Origin of the sequence: Microbacterium halophytorum (genome assembly GCF_002970975.1) — a bacterium.
GTDB classification, from domain to species: Bacteria; Actinomycetota; Actinomycetes; order Actinomycetales; family Microbacteriaceae; genus Microbacterium; species Microbacterium halophytorum.
The window spans coordinates 127,767-144,624 of sequence record NZ_PNFA01000007.1 but is presented as its reverse complement, the minus strand read 5'-3'; the positions used below and the strand labels follow the sequence as shown (position 1 = coordinate 144,624).

15 protein-coding genes and 1 tRNA gene are annotated in these 16,858 nt (G+C 70.5%); 13 read left to right on the top strand and 3 right to left on the bottom strand.

The features are described 5' to 3' along the window. Nucleotides 1-28: 28 nt before the first annotated feature. From C0010_RS09050 to C0010_RS09035, 4 genes are all read left to right on the top strand, one after another. Nucleotides 29-925, top strand: coding sequence for an ABC transporter ATP-binding protein (locus C0010_RS09050; protein ID WP_105566748.1), 897 nt, complete (start codon nt 29-31; stop codon nt 923-925). Next, complete coding sequence (locus tag C0010_RS09045; RefSeq protein ID WP_105566747.1) at nt 922-2,487, top strand: ABC transporter permease; 1,566 nt, start codon at nt 922-924, stop codon at nt 2,485-2,487. Before C0010_RS09050 ends, C0010_RS09045 begins: the two co-directional genes overlap by 4 nt. A 215-nt stretch (nt 2,488-2,702) precedes the next feature. Next, complete coding sequence (locus C0010_RS09040; protein WP_158685404.1) at nt 2,703-3,566, top strand: hypothetical protein; 864 nt, start codon at nt 2,703-2,705, stop codon at nt 3,564-3,566. Beyond that, on the top strand, nt 3,566-3,871 hold the full coding sequence (locus C0010_RS09035) for a transcriptional regulator (protein ID WP_105566745.1): 306 nt from the start codon (nt 3,566-3,568) through the stop codon (nt 3,869-3,871). The genes C0010_RS09040 and C0010_RS09035 overlap by 1 nt, the downstream gene beginning before the upstream one ends. A gap of 169 nt (nt 3,872-4,040) precedes the next feature. Here C0010_RS09035 and C0010_RS09030 read toward each other — a convergent pair. Beyond that, nucleotides 4,041-4,124, bottom strand: a tRNA-Leu gene (locus tag C0010_RS09030). A 316-nt stretch (nt 4,125-4,440) separates the two neighbouring features. Between C0010_RS09030 and C0010_RS09025 the strand changes: the two genes are divergently transcribed. From C0010_RS09025 to pknB, 7 genes are all read left to right on the top strand, one after another. Further along, nucleotides 4,441-5,175 carry an FhaA domain-containing protein gene (locus C0010_RS09025; RefSeq protein ID WP_105566744.1) on the top strand — a complete coding sequence of 245 codons (735 nt, stop codon included), beginning with the start codon at nt 4,441-4,443 and terminating at the stop codon, nt 5,173-5,175. Beyond that, on the top strand, nt 5,172-5,702 hold the full coding sequence (locus C0010_RS09020; protein ID WP_105566743.1) for an FHA domain-containing protein FhaB/FipA: 531 nt from the start codon (nt 5,172-5,174) through the stop codon (nt 5,700-5,702). The genes C0010_RS09025 and C0010_RS09020 overlap by 4 nt, the downstream gene beginning before the upstream one ends. A gap of 9 nt (nt 5,703-5,711) precedes the next feature. Next, a complete protein-coding gene (locus C0010_RS09015) occupies nt 5,712-7,061 on the top strand; it encodes a PP2C family protein-serine/threonine phosphatase (RefSeq protein WP_105566742.1) in 1,350 nt (449 codons plus the stop codon). Continuing rightward, nucleotides 7,061-8,440 carry an FtsW/RodA/SpoVE family cell cycle protein gene (locus C0010_RS09010; RefSeq protein ID WP_105566741.1) on the top strand — a complete coding sequence of 460 codons (1,380 nt, stop codon included), beginning with the start codon at nt 7,061-7,063 and terminating at the stop codon, nt 8,438-8,440. Before C0010_RS09015 ends, C0010_RS09010 begins: the two co-directional genes overlap by 1 nt. Beyond that, entirely contained in the window at nt 8,437-9,903 is a 1,467-nt protein-coding gene (locus C0010_RS09005) for a peptidoglycan D,D-transpeptidase FtsI family protein (RefSeq protein WP_105566740.1), read from the top strand. Before C0010_RS09010 ends, C0010_RS09005 begins: the two co-directional genes overlap by 4 nt. Continuing rightward, the gene (locus C0010_RS09000) at nt 9,900-11,804 is read left to right on the top strand and encodes a protein kinase domain-containing protein (protein WP_105566739.1); all 1,905 of its coding nucleotides are present in this window, start codon (nt 9,900-9,902) and stop codon (nt 11,802-11,804) included. Before C0010_RS09005 ends, C0010_RS09000 begins: the two co-directional genes overlap by 4 nt. Before the next feature lie 129 nt (nt 11,805-11,933). Continuing rightward, complete coding sequence (pknB, locus tag C0010_RS08995; protein ID WP_174150284.1) at nt 11,934-13,640, top strand: Stk1 family PASTA domain-containing Ser/Thr kinase; 1,707 nt, start codon at nt 11,934-11,936, stop codon at nt 13,638-13,640. 30 nt (nt 13,641-13,670) lie between these two features. Here pknB and C0010_RS15140 read toward each other — a convergent pair whose 3' ends face one another. Together C0010_RS15140 and C0010_RS08990 are read right to left on the bottom strand one after the other, a co-directional pair. Beyond that, on the bottom strand, nt 13,671-13,844 hold the full coding sequence (locus C0010_RS15140; protein ID WP_174150282.1) for a hypothetical protein: 174 nt from the start codon (nt 13,842-13,844) through the stop codon (nt 13,671-13,673). Then, nucleotides 13,844-14,638 carry a class E sortase gene (locus tag C0010_RS08990; RefSeq protein WP_105566737.1) on the bottom strand — a complete coding sequence of 265 codons (795 nt, stop codon included), beginning with the start codon at nt 14,636-14,638 and terminating at the stop codon, nt 13,844-13,846. The genes C0010_RS15140 and C0010_RS08990 overlap by 1 nt, the downstream gene beginning before the upstream one ends. 105 nt (nt 14,639-14,743) lie before the next feature. On the opposite strand from C0010_RS08990, the gene aroQ reads away from it, so the two are divergent. Together aroQ and C0010_RS08980 are read left to right on the top strand one after the other, a co-directional pair. Next, nucleotides 14,744-15,184: a type II 3-dehydroquinate dehydratase gene (aroQ, locus tag C0010_RS08985; protein WP_105566736.1), complete on the top strand. Its 441-nt coding sequence runs from the start codon at nt 14,744-14,746 to the stop codon at nt 15,182-15,184. Between the two features lie 104 nt (nt 15,185-15,288). Further along, nucleotides 15,289-16,857 (top strand): threonine/serine exporter family protein, encoded by a 1,569-nt coding sequence (locus C0010_RS08980; RefSeq protein WP_105566735.1) that lies wholly within the window; start codon nt 15,289-15,291, stop codon nt 16,855-16,857. The last annotated feature ends 1 nt before the right edge of the window (nt 16,858 follow it).

The window sequence follows — 16,858 nt, the reverse complement described above, 5'->3', positions numbered from 1 at the left end:
AGCATCCGCTTCGCACGGGAGGACGCACATGTCGGCCGTCATCGAGCTCGCAGGGCTCAGCAAGCAGTTCGGGAAGGTCAGGGCGCTCGACGGCCTGAACCTCGAGCTCGACGAGGGCGAGGTGCTGGGATTCCTAGGGCCGAATGGAGCGGGCAAGTCGACGACGATCCGGATCGTGCTCGGGCTGCTGAAGCGCACATCCGGAACCGCCCGGCTGTTCGGCCGGGACCCCTGGCGGCACGCCGTCGCGCTGCACTCGCGGCTGGCGTACGTGCCCGGCGAGGTCGAGCTGTGGCCCCGCCTGACGGGCGGGCAGTGCATCGACCTGCTGGCCTCGTCCGGGCCGCCGCTCGACGAGGAGCGGCTCGCCCAGCTGACCGAACGGTTCGACTTCAATCCGTCCAAGCGCGTGCGGGACGCGTCGAAGGGCAACAAGCAGAAGATCGCCCTGATCGCGGCCTTCGCCTCGCGCGCCGACCTGCTCATCCTCGACGAGCCGACGTCGGGCCTCGACCCCCTCATGGAGCAGGTGTTCCGCGAATGCGTGGCCGAGCGCGCCGCCGCCGGCACGTCGGTGCTGCTGTCGAGCCACATCCTCAGCGAGGTCGACGCGCTGTGCGAGCGCGTCACGATCATCCGGCACGGCCGCGTCGTGCAGTCAGGCAGCGTCGCGGAACTGCGGCGGATGTCGCGCACGACCGTGCATGCCGTGACGGACGCCCCGGCGCCGCCCCTCGACGACCCGGCGATCAGCGGCCTGACGGTGGCGCCGGCCGGCGACGGCAGCGAGCTGGAGTTCTCCGTCGACCCCGCGGCGCTCGACCGGGTGCTGCCGGGCATCCTCGCGCTCGGCGTCTCGGCGCTGACGGTGCGGCCGCCCAGCCTCGACGAGCTCTTCCTCGACGCCTACGAGGGCGCGCGATGACGAGCGGGGGCACGGGCTTCGGTGCGATCATCCGGATGCAGATCCGCACCGGATGGCTCGCGGCGGCGATCTGGATCGCGGCGCTGGGAGGCGGGTACGCGGCCACCGTCGCCGCCGTGAACGACCTCTACGACACCCCGGAGAAGCTCGCCGGCTACGAGGTGCTCACGGAGGACCCCGCGATGTCGGCGATCAACGGCACGGCGTACGGCGCCGACACGCTCGGCGGGGTCGCGGCGAACGAGTACGGGTTCGTGATCGCGCTGGCCGTGCCCCTGATGGGGCTGCTGCTCGTCAATCGGCACACGAGGGCGCAGGAGGAGCGAGGGCTGCTCGAGCTGCTGCGCTCCCGCAGGGTGGGCGCCAGGGCGCCCTGGTCGGCCGCCGTGCTCCTGACCGCGGCCGACCTGGCCGTCCTCGGGGCGATCCTGGCGGCGACGCTGATCGGCTTCGGCGAACCCGTCGACGCCGCCCTCGTCTACGGCGCAGGGGTCGCGCTCCTCGGCATCGTGTTCGCCGGCGTCGCGGCCTTCGTCGGGCAGCTCGTGCGCAGGGCATCGACCGTCACGGGCATCGGCATCGTGCTGCTCGGCGCGGCCTATGCGACGCGGGCGATCGGCGACGTGCGCGACACGGGGTGGAAGTGGCTGTCGCCCCTCGCGTGGCAGCAGGAGCCGCGACCGTTCACCGACGAGCTGCGGCTGTGGCCGCTGGGGCTGTCGCTGCTGGTCGCCGCCCTCCTGATCGGTGCGGGTCTCGTGCTCGCGGGCCGCCGAGACCTGGGGGCCGCCCTGTTCGGCTCCCGCCGAGGCCCCGTGCGCGCGGGTCGGATGCTGCGCACGACGCTCGGCGTCGCCGTGCAGGACGCCGCGGGATCCGGCGCGGCGTGGGTCGCCGGGACGTTCGCGGTCGCCGCGGTCTTCGGCGCCTTCACGGAGGACATCGCCGACGTGCTCGCGGGGAACCCCGACCTCGCCGGCTTCCTGGGCGGCGGCGACTCGGCCGAGCAGGCGTACCTGGCGTTCTGCCTCATCACGGCCGTGGTCATGGCGCTCGGATGCCTCGGGCAGGGGATCTCGAGGCTGCGCGCGGAGGAGACCGGGGGCAGGCTCGAGCCGACGCTCGCGCGGCAGGTGTCGCGAACCGGGTGGCTCGCCGCACACGCCGGCGTCGCGACCGCCGTCGCCGCGGTGGCCGTGATCGCGGGCGGCCTGGGCCTGTCGTGGACGGGCGGATCCGCCGGCGAAGGCCTGGTGTTCGCATCGACGGCGTACCTGCCGGTCGTGCTCGTCGTGGCCGCGTTCGGGGTCGCGCTGTTCGGGCTGCTGCCGAGGGCCGGCGTCGCGCTCTGGGCGGTGTTCGGCTACATCCTCCTGGTCGCGTTCCTCGGCGACGTGCTGTCACTGCCCGATTGGGCGATGAGCATCTCCCCGATGAGCGCCATCGGCCAGGTGCCTGTCGACGACGTGTCAGCGGCGGCCGAATGGACGCTCGTCGCCGTCGCCGCCGTGCTCGCCGCGGCGGGCTTCATCGGCTTCCGGAAGCGCGACATCCCGCGGTAAGCCGTCATCGCGCAGCGCAGGGCTGGCGGGGCCCCGCGTACCCCAGCAGGAACGGTCGAAGTCGCAACGCTCACGGCGTCCATGCGATTCGAACGCGTCGGAGCACCAAGCGGACGCCTCTGCGGACGCATCGGGAGCGACGGAAGGGGCGGTGCGCCGCACGCGATCTCTCCGAGGTGGGTGCCTCCGGCCGCGGCATTCGGCATACTTGCCACATGGAAAGTACAGGCGACACGGCAACCCTGGCGAACAGGCGGCTCCAAGAGCTCGCGCGGTTGGAGCGCAGCGCGAGTGAGCGCGCGCCGTCCCGCGCGTACTGGTGGCTGATGCTGTGGTCGGCGATTCTGATCTCGGTCTATGTCGCCGTCTTCCTCGCTACGTTCGGGGATTCCACGACCGAGGACGTCTCCGAACGATCCGGCGGCTATTCGGCGACCTGGGTGATGATGACGCCCGTGATCGCTTTCAGCGCTCTCCACAGCGGGGCGCGCGAGCGCTTCCGCATCCGCACCAGACCTTCGACCCTGTATTGGTGTCTCTACGGCCTCGCAGCGGCCGGCTTCATCGCGGCGGGCGTACTGGACATCGCGGGCATCGCATACCCGCGATGGCTGAACATGCTCGTCCCCGTTGTGCTCCTTCTCACGATGGCGGCATCGCCGGTTCGTCATCTCGTGACGTCCTCGCCCCGCTCCCCCGCTTCGTGGGGCGATTCGCCTCTCAGCGGAGCCGCCCGCCTCATGACCGTTCTCCTCGGAGCGGCGATCGGCCTGCTGCTCGCGAGTTCTGCGATCACGCTCGCCGCCGCCGTCTCCGGCGCCATCGCCATGGTGTTCTTGATCGTCGTCCTCGCCAGCTGGCGCTCCTCGTACGGGCTCCCTCGGGCGGGCTACCAGTGGCACCTCATCCACTGGGTGTCGTTCGGAACGAGCTCCGCGATCGTGTTCGTCTGCGTGCTCCTGACGACGTTCACCACCTGGTTCGGCACCGGGCACAACGCGGCGGCCGGCGCGCTCGTCTTCCTCGTCATGGGCGTCGCGGCATTCCTCCCCCGACGCAGTGACCAGCGAGAGCGCTGATGGCGCATCCTCGGCACGAGCTCGACGCCGCCTTCCAGACCCCGATGCGGCTCTCGGTGATGGCCGCTCTCGGGCGACGCACGGAGATCGACTTCAGCACCCTCCGCGATACGCTCGAGGCCGACGACTCGTCGCTCAGCAAAGCCGTCTCCCACCTGGAGAAGGCGGGTTACGTGAGAACGACCAAGGGGTACGTCGGCAATCGGCCCAGAACATGGATCCAGGCCACAGCCAAGGGCGAGCGCGCCTTCGCACGGCATCTCTCCGCGCTGCGCTCGATCGCCGCCGGGATGATCCCTGGGTGAGTGCTCTCCGCGACGTCCACTGACATTCCCGGTCCGCCGCGGATTTGTGTCGTTGTCGGCGTTTGCTCCGCCATTCGCCGACAACGACACAAATCCGGGTCGCAGGCTGAATCACAAACGCGAACGGCCCCTGCCCGGAGAGATCCGGATCAGGGGCCGTTCATTCGTGTGCGCGAGGGGGGACTTGAACCCCCACGTCCGTAAGGACACTGGCACCTGAAGCCAGCGCGTCTACCAATTCCGCCACTCGCGCGAGCCGAGCATTCCTGCTCGATCTCAACCTGAAGATCCTAACACGGCACCAGGTGTGCGCACGAATCAGGCCAGCACGTCGCCCGGTCCGGCGCGTCGCGGGCTCCGACCGCGGGTTCGTCGGGTGCCGAACCGCGGCAGGATCGGCCGGGCACGGCAGAACCGAGCCGGCTACGCCGCGGCTCGGAGGATCTGCCGCGGGCCGGAGCCCCCGTCGCCGGCCGTTCGCTTCCGCGCGCCTGACTTCCGCGCCTCTTCAGGCTCTCGGCACCGCGTCTGGCTACGATGGGCCACACACGAACGGACGGAGAACCCGCGTGGGACTACTGGACAGCTTTGAGAAGGGCCTCGAGCGCGCCGTCAACGGCGCGTTCGCGAAGACCTTCCGCAGCGGCGTTCAGCCCGTCGAGATCGCGTCCGCCCTGCGCGGGGAGCTCGACCGAGAGGCCGCCGTCGTCAGCCGCGACCGCATCCTCGCGCCGAACGACTTCACGGTGCTGCTGCACCCATCCGACTCCGATCAGATGGCGCGCATCGGGCCGAGCCTCAGCACCGAGCTGAACGAGGTCGTCGCGAAGCATGCCGCCAAGCAGGGCTACAGCTTCGCGGGTGCCGTGCGCATCCGCATCCGCCCCGACGACGAGGTGTCGGCCGGCACGATCCGGATCGAATCCGCGGCCGCCGAGGGCGCGCAGGTGTCGTGGCAGGCCGTCGTCAGCATCAACGGTCGCGAGCACACGCTCACGGCCGCACGCACCGTCATCGGTCGCGGCAGCGACGCCGACATCACGATCGCCGACACCGGCACGAGCCGCAAGCACGTCGAGATCCTGTGGGACGGCACCTCCGCGATGGTGCGCGACCTCGGCTCGACGAACGGCTCGAAGCTCGACGGTGCGCCCGTCAAGAAGGCGCCGCTCGCCTCCGGCTCCGTCATCCGGATCGGCAGAACCGATATCGTCTTCCGTGTGGTGCCGCGCGCCGCGGCCCCGCGCCGCGGCCCCCAGGACGCGGCGACCCAGATCTTCGACGCGGAGGACCCCCGCCGATGAGCGAACTCACCCTGCTGCTGCTCCGGGGCGGCTTCCTCCTCGTGATGTGGCTGTTCGTGCTCGCCGTGGTGTTCTCGCTGCGCGCCGACCTGTTCGGCTCCAGGGCGCGAAAGCTGCCGGAGCCCTCCCGGTCGAAGGCGCCGGCCGCCGCTCCCGCGGCCACCCCGGCGCCCGCGACGCCGCCGCGCCCGACCCCGCACGTCGCGGCGACCGGCCCCGCGACGACGTCGTCGGTGAGCCGCATCGTCATCACCTCGGGGCCGAAGGCGGGGCTCGAGGTCCCGCTGGGAGCCGAGCCCCTCACGATCGGGCGCTCGAGCGAGGCCGGCCTCGTCATCCGCGACGACTACACCTCCGGTCACCACGCCCGCCTCGTGCTGTGGGGCGACCAGTGGATGATCCAGGACCTCGACTCGACGAACGGCACGATGCTCGACGGCGAGAAGGTCTCGCCGTCGCAGCCAGCGGCCGTGCAGATCGGCACGCCGATCAAGGTCGGCGCGACGACGTTCGAGCTGAGGAAGTAACCCTCGCCCATGGTCTTCGAGGGCTCGAGCGCCGCGATCTCCCACACCGGGAAGGTCCGGTCGAACAACCAGGATTCCGGCTACGCCGGGTCGAACCTGTTCGTCGTCGCCGACGGCATGGGCGGCCACGCGGGCGGTGACGTCGCCTCGAGCGTCGCCGTGCACAAACTCGAACCTCTCGACCACGCCTACGAGTCACCGCAGGACGCGGAGAACACGCTGCGCGACACCGTCAGCTCGACGGCGCTCGACCTCATCGAGATCGCCAAGCGGCGACCCGAGCTCGCCGGCCTCGGCACCACCGTCAGCGCGATCGCGATGGTCGACGACTACGCCGTCATCGCGCACATCGGCGACTCGCGCATCTACCTCTGGCGCGACGGCGCGCTCGCGCAGGTCACGACCGACCACAGCTTCGTGCAGCGCCTCGTCGACTCCGGCCGCATCACCCCGGAGGAGGCGCGCTACCACCCGCGCCGCTCGGTGCTGATGCGCGTCCTCGGCGACATGGACGCGCACCCCGAGGTCGACACGATCATCATGCCGACCCAGCAGGGCGACCGCTTCATCCTGTGCTCCGACGGCCTCTCCGGCGTCGTCGACGAACCGCACCTGAAGCGAGCGCTCCGCCGCGACGAGACGCCCGGCCGCACGGCCGACGGCCTGCTGAAGCAGGCGCTCGACGGCGGCGCCCCCGACAACGTCACGATCGTCATCGTCGACGTCGGCGGCCGCCACCCCGTGCTCAGCGGGGCACCCGCCATCGTCGGGTCGGCCTCGAACCCGCAGGGCATCAACCTTCCCGCCGCGAAGCGCCCCCTCGGCACCGGATGGCTGCACCCGCGCAACCAGGCGGCGAACGAGCCGAGCCACTTCGAACCGGACACCGAGTACCTCGAAGAGCTGATCGCCGAGGACAAGCGCCGCGCGAAGCGCCGCCGCATCGTCGGCATCAGCACCGTCGTGCTGATCGTCGCGCTCGTCGTCGCGGCGTTCTGGGGCTTCACGAAATGGACCCAGACGCGCTACTTCGTCGGGGCCGACGAGGACAGCGTCGTGATCTACCAGGGCATCCAGGCCAACGCCGGCCCGATCTCGTTCGCGTCGGTGTACGACGACACCGACATCCCGCTGGACGACCTGACCCCGGCGAACCTGCGGCTCGTCGAGCAGACCATCTCGGCGCGCTCCCTCGAGCAGGCCGAGGAGATCGTCGGGCGGCTGGAGCAGAACCTCCCGGCGGACGACGAGACGGTCGAGCCGGAGCCCGACGAGACCGAGCAGTCGACCGACGGGGAGCCGACGCCGGAGGATTCCGATCCGCCCGCCGACGCACCGGATGACGGGGGTGACAGCTGATGACCACGGACGTCACCGCAGACACCGCGGTGCTCAAGGCGCTGCGCCGCGTGCGCAGGCCCGCGCCCCGGCGCAACCGCGAGCTGCTCCTGCTGCTGTTCGCGATCGGCCTGTCGCTCGTCGCCATGGCGCTCGTGCAGTTCGGCGCGATCGGGCACCTGGAGCAGACGGAGCTCGTCTATTCGGGTCTCCTCGCGCTCCTCGCGCTCGTGCTGCACGTCATGCTGCGCATCAAGGCGCCCAACGCCGACCCGCTGCTGCTGCCGATCGGCTATCTGCTCACGGGCCTCGGAACGGCCGAGATCTACCGCATCAGCCTCTCGGAGGCGCCGGGTACCGACCCCGGCGCGGGCACGAGCCAGATCATCTTCACCGCGATCTCGCTCGTCCTCGCCATCGCCCTCGTCTGGTTCCTGTCGAACTACCGCATCCTGTTCCGCTACACCTACGTCTTCGGCTTCGCGGGCATCGTCCTGCTCCTGCTGCCGTTCATCCCGTTCCTCAACGGCGGCGGAAACGCGAAGGTGTGGATCTCGATCGCGGGCTTCAGCTTCCAGCCGGGCGAGATCGCCAAGATCTGCCTCGCGATCTTCTTCGCCGGTTACCTCGTGCGCACGCGCGAGAGCCTCGCCACGACGGGCAAGCGCGTGCTGGGCTTCACGTTCCCGCGGGCCCGCGAGCTCGGCCCCGTGCTCGTCATCTGGCTCATCTCGCTCGGCATCATCGTCATCCAGCGCGACCTCGGCACCGGCATCCTGATCTTCGGCATGTTCGTCGCGACGCTGTACGTCGCGACCGGCAAGACCGGGTGGATGCTGATCGGTGTGTTCCTCGCGGTGGGCGGCGCGATCGTCGCCTCGCGCTTCATGGAGTACGTCGGTTGGCGCTTCGACAACTGGCTGCACGCCTTCGACCCCGAGATCTACAGCCGCGACGGCGGCAGCTACCAACTGGTGCAGGGCATCTTCGGCCTCGCCCACGGCGGCTTCTTCGGCACGGGCCTCGGCCAGGGCCGGCCGTGGATCACACCCGTCTCGCAGAGCGACTACATCATCCCGTCGCTCGGCGAGGAGCTCGGCCTCGTCGGCCTATTCGCCATCCTCGCCCTCTACCTCGTGCTCATCGGTCGAGGGCTCCGGATCGGTGTCGCAGGGCAGGACGACTTCGGCAAGCTGCTGGCGACGGCGCTGTCGTTCACGCTCGCCCTGCAGGTGTTCATCATGGTCGGCGGCGTCACCCGCGTGCTCCCGCTGACGGGCCTGACGACGCCGTTCCTGGCGGCGGGCGGCTCGTCCCTGCTCGCGAACTGGATCATCATCGCACTGCTCCTGCGCATCAGCGATGCCGTGCGCCAACAGCCGAGGGCGGTGATCGGATGACCAAGGAACTGCGCCGGCTCACGACCATCGTGATCCTGATGTTCATCACGCTGTTCGTCTCGACGAGCGTGATCCAGGTGGTCAGCGCCGATGAGCTGAACGCGAACCCCGAGAACACCCGCACCCTCTACGACAGCTTCGAGGTGCAGCGGGGCTCGATCATCGCGGGCGGCCAGGAGATCGCGACCTCGGTGCCGAGCGACGACATCTACGCGTGGCAGCGCCAGTACCCCGACTCCGAGATGTGGGCGGCCGCGACCGGCTACCTGAACCCGGTGCTGCGTTCGGCCACCGGCCTGGAAGCGGCCATGAGCCAGGAGCTCTCCGGCACGGGGTCCTCCGCGTTCTTCTCGCGGATGGAGCGGATCTTCACGGGTCAGGATCCGCAGGGCTCGTCGGTGCGGACGAGCCTCGATCCGGATGCCCAGAAGGCGGCGTACGACGCCATGACCGAGGCCGGGTACACGGGCGGCGTCGTCGCGATCGAGCCCGACACGGGGCGCATCCTCGCGATGGTCTCGACGCCCGATTACGACGCCAACGCGCTCGCGACGCACGACGCCGACGCGACGAACGCCGCCTACGACCAGCTGCTCGCCGACGAGTCCAAGCCGCTGTCGAACCGCGCCATCGCGGGCGACCTGAACCCGCCGGGGTCGACCTTCAAGCTCGTGACGGTCTCGGCCGCCCTGTCGTCGGGCGAGTTCACGCCGGAATCGAAGCTGCCCGACGTCGCCAGCTACACGCTGCCCGGCACCTCCACGCCGATCAGCAACGCCGGCGGCGGCAAGTGCGCCGGCGGCAAGGAGGTCACGATCGCGGATGCCCTGCGGCTGAGCTGCAACATCCCGATGGCGGAGCTCGCGGTGGAGCTCGGCGACCAGGCGCTCCGCGAGGAGGCCCAGAAGTACGGCTTCAACACGAGCTTCGAGACGCCGCTGCCGTCGACCGCGTCGAACTACCCCGTCGACGAACTCGACGACGCGCAGACCGCGCTGAGCGGCTTCGGCCAGGGCCAGGTCACGGCGACGCCGCTGCAGATCGCGATGGTGTCGGCGGGAATCGCCAACGGCGGCGACGTGATGAATCCGACGATGGTCGACGAGGTCGTCGGCCCGGATCTATCGGCCCAGCTCACGACGCAGCCCTCGGTCTTCGACCAGGCGCTCAGCGGCGACGATGCGGCTACGATGACCGATCTCATGGTGAACAACGTGAACGACGGGGTCGCCGGGAATGCAAGAATAGACGGGGTCGACGTCGGCGGGAAGACGGGCACCGCAGAGAACGGCGACGGCGAGCCGTACAGCCTGTGGTTCACCGGGTTCGCGCCCGCCGACGACCCGCAGGTAGCCGTCGCTGTGGTCGTCGAAGACGGCGGCGGCCAAGGACAATCGGGTTCCGGAGATACGATCGCGGCGCCCATCGCAAAACGGGTCATGGAGGCGGTGCTGGGCAGATGAGGCCATCACAGGGTGTGACGTTCGGCGGACGCTACGAACTGAGCTCGCGTGTCGCGATCGGCGGCATGGGCGAGGTCTGGGAGGCGACCGACCACGTCATCGGGCGCACGGTCGCGATCAAGATCCTCAAAGACGAGTACATGGGCGACCCCGGCTTCCTCGAGCGCTTCCGCGCCGAGGCCCGGCACGCCGCGCTCGTCAACCACGAGGGCATCGCCAGCGTGTTCGACTACGGCGAGGAGGACGGCTCCGCGTTCCTCGTCATGGAGCTCGTGCCGGGCGAGGCCCTGTCGACGATCCTCGAGCGCGAGAACGCGATCGACCCGAACCGCACGCTCGACATCATCGCGCAGACCGCCTCGGCGCTCCAGGCCGCCCACGCCGCGGGCCTCGTGCACCGCGACATCAAGCCGGGCAACCTGCTGATCACCCCCGACGGCCGCGTCAAGATCACCGACTTCGGCATCGCCCGCATCGCCGACCAGGTGCCGCTGACGGCGACCGGCCAGGTCATGGGCACCGTGCAGTACCTCTCGCCGGAGCAGGCCTCCGGCCACCCGGCGAGCCCCGCGACCGACATCTACTCGCTCGGCATCGTCGCGTACGAGTCCGTCGCGGGCAAGCGCCCCTTCACGGGAGAGTCGCAGGTCGCGATCGCGATGGCGCAGATCAACGACGCGCCGCCGCCGCTCTCGGCCGAGGTCCCGAAGCCGGTCCAGAACCTCATCATGGCGATGATCGCGAAGAAGCCGGAGGACCGCCCGACCTCGGCCGCCGCGGTCTCGCGCGCCTGCAACGCCCTCATCCGCGGCGACATCTCGGCCGCGGCCGCGGCCGTGCCCGCCATCGCCGATTCCTCGGCCCTCGCCGACGACAGCTTCACGCAGCTCCTCGACACCGACGACGCCGCGACGCAGATGCTGCCGGCGACGAACCCCCTCCCGACCTCCGACGAGGATGCGGCGGAGGCCGAGGAGGCGGGCGAGAAGAAGAAGAAGCGCAGCCCGTGGACGTGGCCGCTCATCGCGCTCATCGTCCTGCTCGTGATCGCCGTCGGCGGCACGCTGTGGTCTCTGTTGTCCGACGACAGCACCCCGACGCCGCACGCGACGCTCAAAACGGAGTCGCCGTCGCCGGAGCCCGAGCCCGACGGCGTCGACATCGACGCGCTCGGCCTCGTCGGAATGACGTGCGACGAGGCCCTCGCTGCCGTCGCGGAGAACGAGGACGCCGACATCCAGCTCAGCTGCGAGACAGGCGACGCGGCGCCGAGCGCCGACGACGTCGACAAGATCTACGAACTGTCGGTGCGCGGCACGGTCGAGCCCGGCTCCTCCGTCACGGCGCGGGTGTACGGCCAGCTCGCCGCTCTCGGGACCCCCGAGGATCCGACGTTCGGCGGAGAGCTGACGGCGGGCGAGCAGGGCGAGGTCCGCTGGGCCGCCTTCTCGTGCCCAGGCAGCGAAGTCAGCAGCTACCGCGTGACGCTGCAGGGCGGCGTGTTCGCCGAATCGTCCACGTCGGGCGACTTCGACGCCGGTACGACGAGCGCGCCCTTCACCGTCAATCAGAACGTCGATTCCGTCACCGCTCGGTACGTCGTGACGTGCGCAGACAACCGCACCGCCGAGTCCGGCGAAGCACAGGCGGACGTGACCCCGGCGGAGGAGCCGGAGCCCGACACCGACGGCGGTACGGACGGCACCACCGACAGCAACGTCGGCGACAACAGCGATGGCGGCGGGAACGGCAACGGAACCGACGGCAACGGCAGCGACGGGGGCACGGACGGCGTGCAGGGCACGCAGGACGGCACGAACGGCGACGGCACGGACGGCGAAGGCACCGGCGGCGACGCCACGGGCGACGACACGTCGACCGACAGCGGAAACCAGGGCTGAGCAGCATACGGCGCGAGGGGTGCGGATGTCCGAGGACGTCCGCACCCGTCGCGCATTACCGTTCCGTTACGCGCCACACTGCCCCTTCACAGGCCCGACGGCCCGCCTCGGCTAATCTGAGGAACGGTCATGAGTCTTCAGGGGGGTCCTGTGTCGTCTGAGCCGCGCATCCTCGCCGGCCGTTATCGGGTCGAGGGACTGATCGGCGAGGGCGGGATGACGCGTGTGCACCGCGGCACGGACGAGAAGCTCGGCCGCACCATCGCGATCAAACTGCTGAAGCAGGAGTACGCGCGCGACACCGTCTTCCGCAATCGCTTCCGCCTCGAGGCCCAGTCCGCCTCGCGCATGGCGCACCCCTCGATCGCGCGCGTCTACGACACCGGCGAGGTGGTCGAGAAGGTCGGCTCCCGCGACGTCACGACGCCGTTCATCGTCATGGAGCACGTCGAGGGCACGCGCCTGAGCGACAAGCTCGAGTACGGTCCCGTCGCGCCGCAGGAAGCCGTGCAGTACCTCGACGGGGTGCTCGATGCGCTCGCGTACGCGCACCGAGCCGGCGTGATCCACCGCGACCTGAAACCCGCCAACATCATGATCACCGACTCGGGCGTCAAGGTGCTCGACTTCGGCATCGCGCGCGCCGTCGCCGAGCACGCCTCGACGGTGGCCGAGGCCGCGGATGTCCTCGGCAGCGCCGACTACTTCTCGCCCGAGCAGGCCAAGGGCGAGCCCATCGACGCCCGCACCGACATCTACTCCGCCGGCATCGTGCTCTACGAGCTGCTCGCCGGCCGACCGCCGTTCCACGGCGACTCCGCCGTCGCGGTGGCGTACCAGCACGTCGCCGAGACGCCGACCGTCCCGAGCAGCATCAACTCCGAGTCGCCGGGCGGCCTCGACGCCGTCGTACTGCGCGCGCTCGCGAAGGACCCGTTCCAGCGCTTCCCCGACGCGACGACGTTCCGCGAGGAGCTCGACGCCGCCGCCACGGGGCGAGAGCCGTCGCGCCGGCAGATCTCGTCGCTCACCGACGCCCTGTACGGCCCCAACCCGCGCCAGGCGCTGGAGACGCAGCGCTCCCTTCGCCAGCTGTCGAGCGACACCACGATGGTCCGCACGCAGCAGGGCCCGCCCGTCGCGTGGATCTGGGCGGCCGTCGCCTTCATCGGCGTGATCGTGCTGTCGCTGCTGATCTGGGTCGTCACGCTGCAGCCGTTCTCGGCGGAGCCGACGAACGCCGTCGTCGTTCCGGATGTCATCGCGTCCGACCACGAGCAGGCGATCGAGGAGCTCCAGGGGCTGAGCCTGCTCGTCGCCGAGGTCGACGAGGCGAGCCGCGACGTGCCGGAGGGGCGGGTCATCCGGACCGACCCCGCTGTCGGGACCTCGATGAGCCCCGGCGGCAGCATCACGGTCGTGGTGTCGGAGGGCTTCGAGGGCGTCGAGGTGCCGGAGCTCGTCGGCGAGTCGCAGAAGGACGCCGCGGAGGCCCTGGATGAGGCTGGCCTCGGCGTCGGGATCGTGACCCCGCGGAACGACCCCGAGGCGGAGAAGGGCGTCGTGCTCTCCGCCAGCGCCGACGCGGGCGAAGAGGTCATGGCCGGAAGCGACGTGAACCTCGTCGTCGCGACGGGCGAGGTCGCGATCAGCGACTACACCGGGTTCACGGTTGCCGCGGCGGTCGAAGACCTCGAGGCGCTCGGCCTCACGGTCGAGACGGCGGAGGACGGCGAGTGCGAGGCGACGGACCCCGCCACCGTCTCCGACCAGTCGCTCGACGCGGGCGACGTCGAGGTCGGCTCGTCGATCGAGCTGACGACCTGCAGCGGCTGAGCGCGGGCACCCGCCGCAGGGCGCTGTGCGCTACCGCAGAGCGACGGCGGCGTCGATGACGCCGTCGTCCGGCACGAAATTCGTGGCGACCCACGGGAACACGTAGAAGAACAGCCCGTAGAGGGCCGCCGCGATCAGCACGAGCACGATCAGCAGCTTCACCGGCCACGGGCCGGGAAGGATGCGCCAGAGACCTGCGTACATCAGCTCACGCCCTCCGTCAGGGAATCCGGTTCGCCGTCCGCGCGCTCCTGGAACGACTCGAGCACACCGTAGGCCACGATGCGCTCCGCGAGGGAGTACATCGGCGAGCACGCCGTCAGCGTGATGTATCGGCCGCCGGCGGGAACGTCCGGCTTCTGCGGCACGTCGAGCAGCACGTCGGTCTGATCCGGCGTGACGTACTCGAGAGTGCGGAACCGGTAGGTGTACCAGCCGTCCTGCGTCTCGACGACGATCGCGTCGCCGACCTGCAGCTCCGCGATCTGGTTGAACGGCTTGCCGAACGTCGTGCGGTGGCCGGCGAGGGCGAAGTTGCCGACCTCTCCGGGCATCTCCGTGTCGCTGTAGTGGCCGATGCCGATCGGGTCGAGCGTGATCGGCTTCGTGATACCGCCCGCCATCGGCATGACGTAGTCGTCTCCCCAGCGGGGCACCCGCATGACGCCGAATCGCTCGCCGTCCACCGGCACGTCCATGTGCGGCGGCTCCCAGTCAGCCGGGATGTCGCCCTCCGCGATCGGGTCGGGCTCGTCGCTCGGCTCGGTCGGCTCCTGCTCGGCCTGCTCCGCCCATTCCTGCGAGAGCGCGGCGCCCTGCTCGTTTCGCTCGGCGCCGTAGATCATGTCGCCGATCCACAACTGCCAGGCCACGAACAGCAGCAGCACGACGCCCGCCGTGATGAACAGCTCACCGATGACGCCGAGCACCGTGGTGCGCGGCCGACGAGGCCTGCGCCCGTGGGCCGCGCGGGGCTTCGCGGGCGAGGCGGAAGTCATGGGGCCAGTCTAGGGACGCGGGCGGGCCTGAAGCGCACCGGAACCTGGGAGGCCGCTCAGTACGCGATAGCCTGGGGTCGACGGCGAGAGAGAGGCGCACCTGGCGTGAACAAGCGGATCCTGCTGGTCAACGGCCCCAACCTGAACCTGCTCGGTGTGCGGGAGCCCTCCACATACGGCACCGACACCCTCGACGACGTCGTCGCGCTCGCCGAGCGCACGGCGGCGGAGCGGGGCTTCGACGTGCGTCACGTGCAGAGCAATCACGAGGGCGTGCTGCTCGACGCGATCCACGCGGCGCGCCTCGAGTGCGACGCCGTCGTGATCAACCCCGGTGCGTTCACGCACACCTCCGTCGCCCTCCGCGATGCGCTCACGGGCATCGCCCTGCCGTTCGCCGAGGTGCACCTATCGAACGTGCACGCGCGCGAAGAGTTCCGACACCGCTCCTACCTCTCCGACGTCGCGTCGTTCGTGATCGTCGGCGCGGGCATCCGCGGCTACGAGTTCGCCGTCAGCCGCGTGATCGACCTCGTCGCGCCCTAGGCCGCCGCCCCGCCGGGCGCGCCCTGCCCGCCGGGCGGGGCGTCACAGCACGCTCACGGCCGGCGCCGGTTACGCGCACAGGGCGGGCTGGATACGCTCATCACATGAGCCGTCTGAACCCCGCTCGCAAGGTGATCGCGGGCGTCAAGCGCATCGTGGTGAACGACCCCGACAAACGCGCGATGACGCAGTCGATACCGATCATCGACGACGCGCTCGCTCAGCGCATCATCGACCTCGCCATGCGCGTCGCCGCGCTGATGCTCTCGGTCGGCTCCTCGTCGAAGGCGGTCGCCGAGGCGACCCTGCGCATCACCCGCGCATACGGCCTCAAGAAGGCCCACGTCGACGTCACGTTCACGTCGGTGACGGTCTCCGACCACCGCGATGGCGCGGGCCAGCCGATCACCCTCATGCAGGTGGTGCAGGCCGTCGGCGCCGACCATCAGAAGCTGCAGCGGCTGCAGGCCCTCGTCGCCGACATCGAGCAGGGCATGGAGCTGCACGACGCCATCGCCGAGTTCCACCGCATCCGGCGCAAGCCGTTCCTGTACCGCAACTCGATCGTCGTCGTCGTCTCCGCCCTGCTGTCTGTCTCGGTCGCCGTGATGTACCGCGCGACGTGGATCGAGCTGCTCGTCGTCGCCCTGAGCGCCCTCGGCGCGTCGCTGACGCTCTACCTGCTGGGCCGGATCCACGTGCCGGTGTTCTTCTCCCAGATCGGCGCCGCGATCGTGCTCACGGCGGTCGCCGCCGCCGCCGCGCTGCTGGCCCGGATGGGCATCGAGCCGTTCACCGACCTGCGCGCGGCGGTCATCATGTCGTCGGGCATCATCCTGATGCTCTCCGGCGTCGCTGTCGTCGGCGCGGCACAGGACGCGATCGACGGCTTCTCGCTGACGGCGACGGGCCGGATCCTCGACCTCACCCTGCTCACCTTCGGGCTCGTGATCGGCATCGTCGCCGGGCTCGAGTTCTCGCATGCGTTCGGCGCCGGGCTGCCGCTCCCGGATGAGGTGATCGCGTTCGGCCCGTGGCCCTTCCACCTCGCGGGGTCGATGATGATCGCGGCGGCGGTCGCCGTGGTGAACGGCGGCGGCGCGCGCATCGTCGTCGTCAGCGCCGGGCTCGGCGGGCTCGCGTGGCTCGGCTACGTCGGCATCGTCGAGGCCGGCCTCGAGGTCGCGACGGCGTCGTTCGGCGGCGCCATGATCGCCAGCTTCGTCGGCGGGGTGCTCGCGCCGCGCCTCCACGTTCCCGCCGTGGCCGTGACCACGGCCGCGATCATCCCCCTGGTGCCGGGCTCGCTGGTCTTCCGCGGGCTGCTCGGCATCGTGCAGGCCGAGGCCGACAGCGGCGATCTGATCACGGCCGTCAACACCCTCATCGGCGCGGCGCTGATCGGCGTCGGCCTCGCCGCCGGGGCGACACTGGGCGTATTCCTCGCCTCGCCCATCCGGGCGCGGTTCTCGACCCACAAGTACGCATTCCGGCCGGCCTCGCGCCTCTCGTCGGGCGCCGGAACGGCCCCGCTGCAGGTGATGGCCCCGGAACCCAGGGAGATCCCGACCGAACCCCTGCCCGACCCCGTCGCCGAGGCGCCGCACCGCGGCGAGGAGCCGCCGCCCATCACGCGTCCGTTCAACCTCTCCGACCTCGACGACGCGCGCTGAG

What these genes read in the sequence shown, in the direction of transcription:
- C0010_RS09005 (WP_105566740.1), top strand. Translation starts at nt 8,437, where the DNA reads ATGACCAAGGAACTGCGCCGGCTCACGACCATCGTGATCCTGATGTTC.
- C0010_RS09015 (WP_105566742.1), top strand. Translation starts at nt 5,712, where the DNA reads ATGGTCTTCGAGGGCTCGAGCGCCGCGATCTCCCACACCGGGAAGGTC.
- C0010_RS09050 (WP_105566748.1), top strand. Translation starts at nt 29, where the DNA reads ATGTCGGCCGTCATCGAGCTCGCAGGGCTCAGCAAGCAGTTCGGGAAG.
- C0010_RS09010 (WP_105566741.1), top strand. Translation starts at nt 7,061, where the DNA reads ATGACCACGGACGTCACCGCAGACACCGCGGTGCTCAAGGCGCTGCGC.
- C0010_RS09045 (WP_105566747.1), top strand. Translation starts at nt 922, where the DNA reads ATGACGAGCGGGGGCACGGGCTTCGGTGCGATCATCCGGATGCAGATC.
- C0010_RS08980 (WP_105566735.1), top strand. Translation starts at nt 15,289, where the DNA reads ATGAGCCGTCTGAACCCCGCTCGCAAGGTGATCGCGGGCGTCAAGCGC.
- pknB (WP_174150284.1), top strand. Translation starts at nt 11,934, where the DNA reads ATGAGTCTTCAGGGGGGTCCTGTGTCGTCTGAGCCGCGCATCCTCGCC.
- C0010_RS08990 (WP_105566737.1), bottom strand. Translation starts at nt 14,638, where the DNA reads ATGACTTCCGCCTCGCCCGCGAAGCCCCGCGCGGCCCACGGGCGCAGG.
- C0010_RS09000 (WP_105566739.1), top strand. Translation starts at nt 9,900, where the DNA reads ATGAGGCCATCACAGGGTGTGACGTTCGGCGGACGCTACGAACTGAGC.
- C0010_RS09040 (WP_158685404.1), top strand. Translation starts at nt 2,703, where the DNA reads ATGGAAAGTACAGGCGACACGGCAACCCTGGCGAACAGGCGGCTCCAA.
- C0010_RS15140 (WP_174150282.1), bottom strand. Translation starts at nt 13,844, where the DNA reads ATGTACGCAGGTCTCTGGCGCATCCTTCCCGGCCCGTGGCCGGTGAAG.
- C0010_RS09035 (WP_105566745.1), top strand. Translation starts at nt 3,566, where the DNA reads ATGGCGCATCCTCGGCACGAGCTCGACGCCGCCTTCCAGACCCCGATG.
- C0010_RS09020 (WP_105566743.1), top strand. Translation starts at nt 5,172, where the DNA reads ATGAGCGAACTCACCCTGCTGCTGCTCCGGGGCGGCTTCCTCCTCGTG.